The organism is Bacillus sp. AR8-1 (genome assembly GCF_008042345.1).
Lineage (GTDB): Bacteria > Bacillota > Bacilli > Bacillales > Bacillaceae_G > Bacillus_A > Bacillus_A cereus.
On record NZ_QNUB01000060.1, the window covers coordinates 1 to 10,642 of the forward strand.

Sequence of the window (10,642 nt, forward strand, 5' to 3'; positions counted from 1 at the left end):
GCCACCCAATCCATGCTTAAAGAGTATTCTTATGTAAATTTCTTAAAATTGGGAACTTGTCTAGAACATAGAACCTGTCCTTTTCATTAACTGAAAGTAGAAACAGATAAAGGAGTGAAAAACATGTTCTCTTCTGATTGCGAATTTACTAAAATCGATTGTGAGGCGAAGCCAGCTAGTACACTACCTGCCTTTGGTTTTGCTTTCAATGCTTCTGCACCTCAGTTTGCTTCACTATTTACACCACTATTATTACCTAGCGTAAGTCCAAATCCAAATATTACTGTTCCTGTAATCAACGATACAGTAAGTGTCGGAGATGGCATTCGAATTCTACGAGCTGGTATTTATCAAATCAGTTATACATTAACAATTAGTCTTGATAACTCACCTGTTGCACCAGAAGCTGGTCGTTTCTTCTTATCATTAAATACGCCAGCTAACATTATTCCTGGATCAGGTACAGCAGTTCGTTCTAACGTTATTGGTACTGGTGAAGTAGATGTATCCAGTGGTGTTATTCTTATTAACTTAAATCCTGGTGACTTAATTCAAATTGTGCCAGTTCAGTTAATTGGAACTGTAGACATCCGCGCAGCAGCATTAACAGTTGCACAAATTAGTTAGTAAAAAGCGGTATTTCTAATACAGAAATACCGCTTTTTATATAATAAAAAACACTCACAGTAGCATGAGTGTTTCATTCTTCATATTGTTTTATTGCGTTCTTTTTTTTCCCACAATTGCATCCCTTTTTCTTCACAAATCCTTGTTGTTGTAATTGTTCTTGATATGCCTGTTGTTGTGCTTGGTGTTGTTGCTGTATATGATACCACTGCTGCAGGTCATATGAATTTTGCCTTGGATTATTGCTCACAGCAAACATCTCCTCTACTGTCAATTCTGTCTATTTACTATATGAACAACTCTTTATTTCCGTTCCCTGATTCTTTTAAACTCCGCTTTTTCTCTTATTATGAAAAAATATTATTCTCCCATAAAATATCCTGTAACCGTTTCAATGATTGCTGCTGCACCTGCAATGGCTAATAATGCAAGTAACGGCTCCGCAATGATAGGAATCCAATTATATAAAACTAATAAAAAAGCACTAACCCATACACCTGTACACCAATAACAGCTTAACAATTCACCAATCCACTTTCTTAATCCTTTACCTTTTACTTTTGTAAATGTTGATACACTTCCATCCGGCTCCGTAATCTCTAATTCATCAATAAATGGTCTTCGCAAAAAGGCTGTTATTTTATCATATACAATTAAACGAGTGAGCCTAAAAGCAGCTAACGCAAAAATAAAAAATAAAAGCCAGCTTGTAAACAGCATAATTCCACCTTCCCTTATCCTCTTTCGCCTATTTAAAAAAAAAGGTCTTGAGATTGTGACCAAATCTCCTCGACTCCAATATCTTATTAATGTAAATACAAACAAGAAGATAAGGAGTGACATTAATGAGTTGTAACGAAAATAAACACCATGGCTCTTCTCATTGTGTAGTTGACGTTGTAAAATTCATCAATGAATTACAAGATTGTTCTACAACAACATGTGGATCTGGTTGTGAAATCCCATTCTTAGGTGCACACAATACTGCATCAGTAGCTAATACACGCCCTTTTATTTTATACACAAAAACTGGAGAACCTTTTGAAGCATTCGCACCATCTGCAAGCCTTACTAGCTGCCGATCTCCAATTTTCCGTGTGGAAAGTGTAGATGACGATAGCTGTGCTGTACTACGTGTATTAACTGTAGTTTTAGGTGACAGTTCTCCGGTACCACCTGGTGACGATCCAATTTGTACGTTTTTAGCTGTACCAAATGCAAGATTAATATCTACAACTACTTGTATTACTGTTGATTTAAGCTGTTTCTGTGCGATTCAATGCTTACGCGACGTTTCTATCGTTAAGTAAACTAAAAAACTATTGGGGTGGTAGAAGCTTTCTACCACCTTTACATATTTAAAAGCCAGCCATACTAATCGATTGGATATCATCTATAGACAACCTAATATCTCTCATACTATTTTGCGGCATAATAGATACAATGCCATTACGATACGATATGATCGATCCAACATAAGAAACTGTAGCTGTTTTTATTCTGCACCTTACTTTCGGAATATAATGAGGGCGGTTTAATAAAAAATGAATTTTTTCATCATTATTCATATCCTTAAATGATTTATTATACGGGACAGTTCTTACTGGTTCTTGTTGTTCTTGTTGTTCTTGCTCTTCTTGTTCTGCGTGTTCTTCTTTTTCTTCTTCTATTTTTTCTTCCCCTTGCTGCTCTTCTTGTTGTTCTTGTTGTTCTTGTTCTGTTACCTCTTCCACAGCACCGCTTACAATATTTTCATGTCTATTACTTTGCTCTTTTTGATCTTCATTTTCAAAGTTTGTCAGGATAATCCTTTTTATTTTCGGTGCAGCAAGTTCTAAACTTACTTGCGCAATATATAACAACGGTTTTCCAACTGTTGAACTTTTATTTTTATTCTTCACACTCGTCCCTCCCACTTCCATACGTAGCTGAATAAATCGTGTACTATTATAGTTATATTCATCACGTGGCAAGAACTTTCGTTAAAAATCGTTCTTTCTCAGAACAAATAAAAAGGACAATCTCAGCATTTAGAGATTGTCCTTTAAAAATTAATATTCTATTTATCCTAGGATATGATACCCTGAATCAACGTGAATGTTTTCTCCTGTTACTCCACGTGCTAAATCACTGAATAGGAATACTGCTGTATCGCCAACTTCTTCTGGAGTTGTTGTACGACGAAGTGGTGCGCGCTCCTCAATTTCTCTTAAGATTGAGTTGAAATCGCCTACACCTTTTGCAGACAACGTACGAATTGGTCCTGCAGAAATAGCGTTGACACGAATACCATGTTGACCTAAATCATTCGCTAAATATTTCACGCTCGCTTCTAATGAAGCTTTCGCAACACCCATAACGTTATAATTTTTCACAACGCGCTCGCCGCCAAGGTATGTTAACGTTAAAATATTTCCGCCTTCTGTCATTACTTTTTTTGCTTCTCTTGCTACAGCTGTTAAAGAGAATGCACTAATATTTTGTGCAAGTAAAAATCCATCGCGAGAAGTATCTACAAATTCACCTTTTAAGTCATCGCGATTTGCAAAAGCAATACAATGTGCTACACCGTGAATAGTACCTACTTCTTGTTTAATTGTTGCAAAGCAAGCTGTAAGTTCCTCATCATTCGTTACATCACAAGGTAATACAAGTGATTCTTGTCCTTCTAATGTGTCCGCTAATTCACGAACGTTTCTTTCTAAACGTTCTCCCGCATATGTGAATATTAATTTTGCACCTGCATTATGCAAAGAGCGAGCAATTCCCCATGCAATACTTCTTTGGTTCGCAACGCCCATAACAACAAATGTTTTCCCTTGTAATAGTTCCATGATATATCCTCCCAGAAATACTTATACTTGTTATTAGTACCTGATACTATAATTATAGTACCATAAAACCGCTTAAAGGCAAACAAAAAAGTCATTAACAGAAATTTGTTAATGACTTTTGGTTTCTATAAAAAACCGCTCTAATCCTTCTTCCCAAGAAGGCATTTGTGAAAAACCATTTAATCGTAGCATGTTGTGTTGAAAAATAGAATATTTGGGCCTCGCAGCTGCAGCCCCGAATTCTTCCGTTGAAACAGGTAATACATTCACTTTCATATTTGCATACGAAAATATCTTTTGTGCAAATTCAAACCAAGAGCATGAGCCTCTGTTTGATACGTGGTATGTACCGTATAAAGAAGTATGAATGAGCTTATTAATAACCATATTTAAATCCGCCACATACGTAGGCGAGCCAACTTGATCCGCTACAACAGATATTTCATCTCTTTCTTTTCCTAATCGCATCATCGTTTTCACGAAATTATTTCCATATTTACCATATAGCCACGATGTGCGAACGATAAAATATTTATTATGTAACTCTTTGACGAACTGCTCCCCCGCATACTTAGAGGCTCCATATATATTTATCGGCGCTGGACTATGAAATTCGTCGTATCCATCTGGTCTGGCACCTTGAAATACATAATCAGTACTAATATAAACTAGCTTCGCCCCTACTAATTGTGAAGCAACCGCTACATTTCTAGCTCCGATTGCATTTATTCTATATGCAAGATCCTGTTCTTTCTCCGCATGATCTACTTTCGTATAGGCAGCACAATGAATAATTATATGTGGTTTTATTTCTTGTACCACTTGTTGTATTCGGGATATATTTGTCACATCTAATAACTTTTTATCAAATGGATATATATCATATTCTTCAGAGTTTAACTCTTCAAATAGTTGCTTTCCTAATTGACCGTTTGCTCCTGTTATGATAACCCTCTCTTTCATGTAACATGCCCCTTACTGGTCTTTTAGTGGTTTCCACCATTCCTTATTCTTTTCATACCATTTCACCGTCTCTTGTAATCCTTGTTCAAACGTATATTTCGGTTCCCAATCAAATTCATTCTTCATTTTCTCTGCATCAATCGCATAACGACGATCGTGCCCTAAACGATCTGTAACATATTCAATGTCTTTTTTTGTTTTTCCTAAAAGAGTAATAATTTGTTCCACAACTTCTACATTTGTTTTTTCATTATTTCCACCTATATTATATACTTCTCCTACACGTCCCTTATGCAAAACAACGTCAATCGCACTGCAATGATCCGTTACATGTAACCAATCTCTTACATTTAAACCATCACCATATAACGGTAGTTTTTTTCCTTCTAGTGCATTCGTAACCATTAATGGAATTAATTTTTCAGGATACTGGTACGGTCCATAATTGTTAGAACAACGCGTTACTATAACCGGTAATTGATATGTTTTATAGTAAGATAGAGCTATCATGTCCGCGCTCGCCTTACTTGAAGAATATGGACTATTTGGAGCTAACGGCGTTTTCTCTGTGAACTTCCCTGTTTTTCCTAAAGAGCCATACACTTCATCCGTTGATACTTGCACAAATTTTATATGCGAATATTTTTTAACTAGTTCTAATAAAGTGACCGTCCCAATTACATTTGTATCATAAAAAGGAATCGGATTTTCAATACTACGGTCCACATGTGATTCAGCTGCAAAATTTACAATCACTTGTACGTCCCGCTCTTTTATAACGTGTTCTAATAGCTCTCCATTTTGAATTTCTCCCTTTACAAAAAAGTAATTCGGGTGATTCTGAAGAGATTTTACATTATTTAAATTCCCGCTATATGTTAATGCATCGTAATTAATAATTTTATATGTTTCATAACTTTGTAGCATGTAATGAACGAAATTACTTCCAATAAATCCAGCCCCACCTGTTACTAATATATTCATAAACAACGCTCCTACTTAAAAACTATCTTCATATTCCTCTAATAATGGTAATATCTGATCCTTATCGGACAATATAGGATCGGTTACTGGCCAAGGAATTGCTAAATCTTTATCTTCCCAAAGTAATCCAGAGTCATGCTCTGCGCTATAATATTCATCTACTTTATACATAACGATAGTATGCGGGACAAGCGTGCAAAATCCATGTGCAAACCCTCTTGGCACTAGTAATTGCCGATGGTTATCTGCACTTAAAATATACCCTTTCCATTGTTTAAATGTTGGTGATTTTTTTCGTAAATCAACGATAACATCATAAATTGCCCCTTGCATAACTTGAATGAGTTTCGTTTGTGCTTTCGGTTTTTTTTGAAAGTGTAGTCCTCGAATCGTTCCAGCCTTAGCCGAATAAGATACGTTATCCTGTACAAATGAATACGTAATCCCTAATGTTTCTAGCACCTGCTTATTATAACTCTCTGAAAAAAAACCACGCTCGTCTCCAAATAACCTCGGTTCTAACAATTTTGCATCGGTAAAATTTGTTTCTATAACTTTCATATTCTCACCTATTCTCCGTTAAACTGTTTCCCAAAGTTAATATCCCGCGCTAACGTATTCGCCTTTTGAAGCGAAGCATGAGTTCCCGCATCAGTCCACCAGCCGCTCATTTCATTATAAGTAAGTACCCCTCGTTTTAAATACCAATTATTTATATCTGTAATTTCAAGTTCTCCCCGTGCAGAAGGTTTTAATTCTTTAATATAAGAAAAGACTTTCGAATCATACAAATAAATTCCCGTAACCGCATAAGAACTTTTCGGCTCTTTCGGCTTTTCTTCAATTTCAACTATTTTTCGATTTTGAATATGTGCTACGCCAAATCTTTCGGGATCTTCTACAGATTGCAATAGCACTTTCGCACCTTCTTTTTGATTTGCAAACTCTTCAACATACGGAAGAATATCATCTGAAAAAATATTATCCCCTAATATAACTACCATACGATCATTCCCGACGAAATCTTCACAAAGCCCTAACGCCTGTGCAATACCGCCTGCTTTATCTTGCACACGATACGTAAAGGACACTCCAAATTCATGACCACTTCCTAAAAAGCTAACAACATCCCCCATATGCTCTTTACCTGTAATAATCATAATATCTGTAATATCACATTGTTTTAGCTTATATACCGCATGATAAATCATCGGATACCGACCAACAGGAAGTAAATGTTTATTCGTTACTTTCGTTATTGGATATAATCTAGATCCAGTACCACCTGCTAAAATAATTCCTTTCACTTTGCATCTCTCCTTTATGATGGAGATAATATATCTTTGTAATGTTCTACAAACACTTTCCGGTACTTCTCATATGTATCCGCATCAAACTCATCCCCGTTGTAATGAATACACCATAAATTTGCTTGATTTGGGATACCGATTAAATAACCAGCCCTTTGAAACTCTAAAGACTGTGACACATCATAAAAGTGAAACCCTTGAAACAAATCTTCTCGCCACGGAATATCATACTGCGTTGCCATGAATAAACCATCAATTGCCTGAACTGACAAAAATGGTTGATTACCATAAAAAACCTGATCTAAATTTAATAATTGATAATTCTGTCTTCTATACTCAATCACTTTCCCTACTAAATTTTTTCCTTCCCACCATATCCCGTTATTCGGTAAAAACTGAGCTCCAGCGACTCCTATTAAACCAAGCTTTTCATTTTCTTTAAAAAGAGATATAAGTGTAGAAAACATGTCTCGATTAATAAGATATGTATCTTGATGTATATACACTTTGTATTTCGCTGGATATGAAAGGGCTCGGTTGTATGCACTCGCCATACTTTGTGCATCTCGTATCGGAAAAATTTGTACGACATAACCAGGGGGAACAAAAATGTTTCTTATTTGGCTCTCACATTGTTTGAAAAGCTCCTCATTATTTACACAAACAACGACTAATATTGTATGATCTTTCATTTTTGTCCCCCCTTTTATTCTTCCTTATTTATATCTGACATATAGTGTTCCACAAATATTTTTCGATACTTTTCATAGTTCGTCATATTCACATCAAAATGATAATGGATACACCAAGCATCGCGCTGTACAGGTACACCAACTGTATATCCTGCTTTTTTAAATTCAAACGATTGAGATACATCATAAAAATCAAATCCGTCAAATAAGTCTTCTCGCCACGGAACATCATATTGTGTCGCCATTAATAAACCATCAATACATTCTACAGGAATAAATGTTTTTGATTCATGATACGGTTGTTCTAAACTTGCCATATAAAACAAATCATTCATATAACCAATGACCTTCCCTACAATTCCACGCCCTTCGTTCCATACACCAGTCGGAGGAACATATTGCGCTCCAACCATCCCAATCATCCCAAGGTGTTCATGTTCCTCAAATAATTGAAGTAATCCGTATAAAAAAGCCCTATTTATAATAAAAACATCTTGATGTAAATAAACTTTATACTTCGCAGGATGCGAAATGGCTTGATTGTATCCACTCGTCATACTTTTCGCATTTCGAATCGGCATAAATTGGACAATATATCCTGGCGGTACTAACAATTGCAATATATGTCGCACGCAGTTTGCATACAATTTCCGATCATTTATACATGTAACAAATAATATTGTTTTGTCTGCAGCACTCATAATTGTGATTTTTCAGCTTCAATAATATACTGAAATACAACTGTCTCAGCCATGAAGCCACTTCCAAGACGATATTTTTTACAAATTCCATATAACTCCTCAATAAGTGGTTCATACATTTTATGATCAACATATACACGATCTACTTTACTAATTGAATATCCTGCTTTTAAAAACATTCTTAGCATTTCATTGAATGTAAAGAAACGAATATGTGTTTTATCTAATAAACCATATTCTGTATACGTCCAATTTCCAGCAAGTAAGGGAGCTAATACTGAAATATGAGCAACGTTTGGTATACTTGCTAAAATCACACCATTTTGCTTTATATATGGCTTTACTTTTTCTATTACAGCCCACGGATCAAATAAATGCTCTAATACATCCCCAAATATGACGCAATCAAATTGCCCCTCCTCATAAGGAAGATCTATTTTTTCTATATCCCCTAAAATAACATGATCTAGTCTTTCTTTCGCTTTTTCTGCCGCCTCTGGAAATGCCTCAATTCCTGATACACGTGTACCATTTTCTTTAATAGCCGCTCCCAATGCACCGCTCGAGCAACCAATATCAAGAACTTCTTTCCATTCCTTTTTTATATGCTTTAATAAATTCGGATTCGCTGCATTATAATAATGCTCGGATTTTTCTTCATATAAAGAACTTTTTTCGCGATTCATTTCACACACTCCTTATGCAAATTGAATTAGAATTAGAAATATAAATCTCATATGAATTCTATAAAGTGCAGATTTTGTTCATCCTCCACTGATTATTAGCCCACAAATAGCAGTATAAAATCTTTTATCTATATTGGTTACGTTACCGATACTCTAATATATAACCAATCTATTAGAGTTAGAATAAAGATACATCATTTCTAAGAAACGAAACCTATTACACTTTATACGGTTTATCAAAAACCCCCCGAAAATATTTACGGTTATATTCAATTGCAGCATTATTCGGAACATAAGAAGCTGCTAATTCATTGTAATAATACGCTTTATCCTGCTCTCCTAACCTGCTATAACAAATACACATTTGTAAATAGGGTAGCCATGTGTAGCTAGCTGGACTATGGAAAGGACTTTCCGTTGCCATCGGTACTTCCGTTGCAAGTTTAAACCAAAATATCGCTTCATTATATTTTTCTTGTTCCATATATATATATCCTATTCTTGTACAATTCTCTCCTCTAGGGACGTCATACCGAAACGACTTCACACAAGATTCGATTGCCTTCTCCCACATTCCGAGCTTCGCATAGCAATCTCCTAGCTTACCACATGCATAAATTTTTTCTTCATACCATCCTTCGTCTTGATTAAGAAATGTTTCATATAGAAGAACTGCATCATCATATTTTTGGTTATCCGTAGATTCATTTGCGTAATAAAATAAATCTCTCGGACTCAATTCTTCACCTGCAGCTACAGTATTTTGAAAAATTTTCAAATTACGATCTGTTACTTTTTTTTCTTTTTTATGTGTAATAGCAACATTACTACTAAAAACCTCACCAGAAATAGCCAAATACTCATGAACCTTTCCAAACCATTGAAATTGTTTTTCACGCTTTACAAGTCGATTTCTTTTTGTACAATATAAAGGTTTCCCGTTAGAATCCATTGCAAGGTGATAAGGCATCGAAACAGCATCAATTTTAGGATCTAATTCTCTTTTTAAAAGTTTCAATGCTTCTTGAGCATCTTCTAATAATACGTCATCTGCATCTAGCCACAATATATACTCTTGCGTCGCTTTTGAAAAAGAAAAATTTCTTGCTGCTGCAAAATCATCAATCCACTGGAAATCATATATGTTAGAAGTGTATTTCTCTACGATTTCTTTCGTTCGATCGACGGAACCTGTATCAACTACTATAATTTCATCCGCAATTTTTTCAACTGTTTCTAAACAACGGGCTATTGTCTCCTCCTCATCTCGAACAATCATACATAAACTAATTGTAATTCCTTGCTTGTTCAACATAATCACCCTCTTCCAAATCAATCATATGTTATACATATACTAAACTTTCCATTTTTTTAAATTGTTCAAGTAGTTTAAGATTTCTTTTCAATAATTCAAATGTCCGTGTCATTTTCTTTCGGTTTTGCATCTACTATATAATGAACGCTTTATGGAGGTGAATTTATGTCAAATAATAATTATTCAAATGGATTAAATCCCGATGAATCTTTATCAGCTAGTGCATTTGACCCTAATCTTGTAGGACCTACATTACCACCGATACCACCGTTTACCCTTCCGACTGGGCCAACCGGGCCGACTGGACCGACTGGACCTACGGGGCCTACTGTACCTACCGGGCCAACTGGACCTACTGGACCTACTGGACCTACGGGGCCAACTGGACCGACTGGACCGACTGGTGTCACTGGGACTACTGGACCTACGGGGCCTACACTGGGGCTACTGGACCTACGGGGCCTACTGGTGACACTGGGGCTACTGGACCTACGGGGCCTACTGGTGACACTGGGGCTACTGGACCTACG

At 35.9% G+C, this 10,642-nt stretch carries 14 protein-coding genes and 1 pseudogene; 3 read left to right on the plus strand and 12 right to left on the minus strand.

Features of this window, described 5'->3' with window-relative positions:
- Nucleotides 1-123 precede the first annotated feature (123 nt).
- The gene (gene exsF / locus DN400_RS27785) at nt 124-627 is read left to right on the plus strand and encodes an exosporium protein ExsF (RefSeq protein WP_000492939.1); all 504 of its coding nucleotides are present in this window, start codon (nt 124-126) and stop codon (nt 625-627) included.
- Between the two features lie 73 nt (nt 628-700).
- Here the strand turns inward: exsF and DN400_RS27790 are convergent, their stop codons facing one another.
- Together DN400_RS27790 and DN400_RS27795 are read right to left on the minus strand one after the other, a co-directional pair.
- Complete coding sequence (locus DN400_RS27790; RefSeq protein WP_023521433.1) at nt 701-886, minus strand: hypothetical protein; 186 nt, start codon at nt 884-886, stop codon at nt 701-703.
- A gap of 101 nt (nt 887-987) precedes the next feature.
- Nucleotides 988-1,347 carry a DUF1360 domain-containing protein gene (locus tag DN400_RS27795; RefSeq protein WP_000899660.1) on the minus strand — a complete coding sequence of 120 codons (360 nt, stop codon included), beginning with the start codon at nt 1,345-1,347 and terminating at the stop codon, nt 988-990.
- A 125-nt stretch (nt 1,348-1,472) separates the two neighbouring features.
- Here DN400_RS27795 and exsY point away from each other — a divergent pair, with 125 nt between their 5' ends.
- Nucleotides 1,473-1,937, plus strand: a complete 465-nt coding sequence (gene exsY, locus DN400_RS27800; RefSeq protein ID WP_001277740.1) for an exosporium assembly protein ExsY — start codon at nt 1,473-1,475, stop codon at nt 1,935-1,937.
- 48 nt (nt 1,938-1,985) lie between these two features.
- Here the strand turns inward: exsY and DN400_RS27805 are convergent, their stop codons facing one another.
- From DN400_RS27805 to DN400_RS27850, 10 genes are all read right to left on the minus strand, one after another.
- Nucleotides 1,986-2,549: a spore coat CotO family protein gene (locus DN400_RS27805; RefSeq protein ID WP_098235199.1), complete on the minus strand. Its 564-nt coding sequence runs from the start codon at nt 2,547-2,549 to the stop codon at nt 1,986-1,988.
- Between the two features lie 141 nt (nt 2,550-2,690).
- Complete coding sequence (fabI, locus tag DN400_RS27810; protein WP_147802054.1) at nt 2,691-3,461, minus strand: enoyl-ACP reductase FabI; 771 nt, start codon at nt 3,459-3,461, stop codon at nt 2,691-2,693.
- A gap of 108 nt (nt 3,462-3,569) precedes the next feature.
- Nucleotides 3,570-4,424 carry a dTDP-4-dehydrorhamnose reductase gene (rfbD, locus tag DN400_RS27815; RefSeq protein ID WP_000664659.1) on the minus strand — a complete coding sequence of 285 codons (855 nt, stop codon included), beginning with the start codon at nt 4,422-4,424 and terminating at the stop codon, nt 3,570-3,572.
- A gap of 12 nt (nt 4,425-4,436) precedes the next feature.
- The gene (gene rfbB, locus DN400_RS27820; RefSeq protein WP_001024177.1) at nt 4,437-5,408 is read right to left on the minus strand and encodes a dTDP-glucose 4,6-dehydratase; all 972 of its coding nucleotides are present in this window, start codon (nt 5,406-5,408) and stop codon (nt 4,437-4,439) included.
- Between the two features lie 15 nt (nt 5,409-5,423).
- A complete protein-coding gene (gene rfbC / locus DN400_RS27825; protein ID WP_000864165.1) occupies nt 5,424-5,969 on the minus strand; it encodes a dTDP-4-dehydrorhamnose 3,5-epimerase in 546 nt (181 codons plus the stop codon).
- Nucleotides 5,970-5,977: 8 nt separating this feature from the next.
- A complete protein-coding gene (locus tag DN400_RS27830) occupies nt 5,978-6,715 on the minus strand; it encodes a sugar phosphate nucleotidyltransferase (RefSeq protein WP_000676160.1) in 738 nt (245 codons plus the stop codon).
- 14 nt (nt 6,716-6,729) lie between these two features.
- Nucleotides 6,730-7,410: a glycosyltransferase family protein gene (locus DN400_RS27835; RefSeq protein ID WP_000651524.1), complete on the minus strand. Its 681-nt coding sequence runs from the start codon at nt 7,408-7,410 to the stop codon at nt 6,730-6,732.
- A 14-nt stretch (nt 7,411-7,424) separates the two neighbouring features.
- Nucleotides 7,425-8,111, minus strand: coding sequence for a glycosyltransferase family protein (locus DN400_RS27840; RefSeq protein ID WP_065228471.1), 687 nt, complete (start codon nt 8,109-8,111; stop codon nt 7,425-7,427).
- Nucleotides 8,108-8,797 carry a class I SAM-dependent methyltransferase gene (locus tag DN400_RS27845; protein ID WP_001078430.1) on the minus strand — a complete coding sequence of 230 codons (690 nt, stop codon included), beginning with the start codon at nt 8,795-8,797 and terminating at the stop codon, nt 8,108-8,110. Before DN400_RS27845 ends, DN400_RS27840 begins: the two co-directional genes overlap by 4 nt.
- A gap of 217 nt (nt 8,798-9,014) precedes the next feature.
- A complete protein-coding gene (locus DN400_RS27850; protein ID WP_065228470.1) occupies nt 9,015-10,112 on the minus strand; it encodes a glycosyltransferase in 1,098 nt (365 codons plus the stop codon).
- A gap of 165 nt (nt 10,113-10,277) precedes the next feature.
- On the opposite strand from DN400_RS27850, the pseudogene bclA reads away from it, so the two are divergent.
- Nucleotides 10,278-10,642, plus strand: a pseudogene (gene bclA, locus DN400_RS30080) (collagen-like exosporium glycoprotein BclA); the annotation flags it as partial.

Excerpts from the sequence above, each read along its gene's own strand:
- DN400_RS27840 (WP_065228471.1), bottom strand. The coding sequence starts at position 8,111 with ATGAGTGCTGCAGACAAAACAATATTATTTGTTACATGTATAAATGAT.
- DN400_RS27850 (WP_065228470.1), bottom strand. The coding sequence starts at position 10,112 with ATGTTGAACAAGCAAGGAATTACAATTAGTTTATGTATGATTGTTCGA.
- DN400_RS27835 (WP_000651524.1), bottom strand. The coding sequence starts at position 7,410 with ATGAAAGATCATACAATATTAGTCGTTGTTTGTGTAAATAATGAGGAG.
- DN400_RS27845 (WP_001078430.1), bottom strand. The coding sequence starts at position 8,797 with ATGAATCGCGAAAAAAGTTCTTTATATGAAGAAAAATCCGAGCATTAT.
- DN400_RS27790 (WP_023521433.1), bottom strand. The coding sequence starts at position 886 with ATGTTTGCTGTGAGCAATAATCCAAGGCAAAATTCATATGACCTGCAG.
- DN400_RS27805 (WP_098235199.1), bottom strand. The coding sequence starts at position 2,549 with ATGGAAGTGGGAGGGACGAGTGTGAAGAATAAAAATAAAAGTTCAACA.
- exsY (WP_001277740.1), top strand. The coding sequence starts at position 1,473 with ATGAGTTGTAACGAAAATAAACACCATGGCTCTTCTCATTGTGTAGTT.
- fabI (WP_147802054.1), bottom strand. The coding sequence starts at position 3,461 with ATGGAACTATTACAAGGGAAAACATTTGTTGTTATGGGCGTTGCGAAC.
- rfbC (WP_000864165.1), bottom strand. The coding sequence starts at position 5,969 with ATGAAAGTTATAGAAACAAATTTTACCGATGCAAAATTGTTAGAACCG.
- DN400_RS27795 (WP_000899660.1), bottom strand. The coding sequence starts at position 1,347 with ATGCTGTTTACAAGCTGGCTTTTATTTTTTATTTTTGCGTTAGCTGCT.
- exsF (WP_000492939.1), top strand. The coding sequence starts at position 124 with ATGTTCTCTTCTGATTGCGAATTTACTAAAATCGATTGTGAGGCGAAG.
- rfbD (WP_000664659.1), bottom strand. The coding sequence starts at position 4,424 with ATGAAAGAGAGGGTTATCATAACAGGAGCAAACGGTCAATTAGGAAAG.
- rfbB (WP_001024177.1), bottom strand. The coding sequence starts at position 5,408 with ATGAATATATTAGTAACAGGTGGGGCTGGATTTATTGGAAGTAATTTC.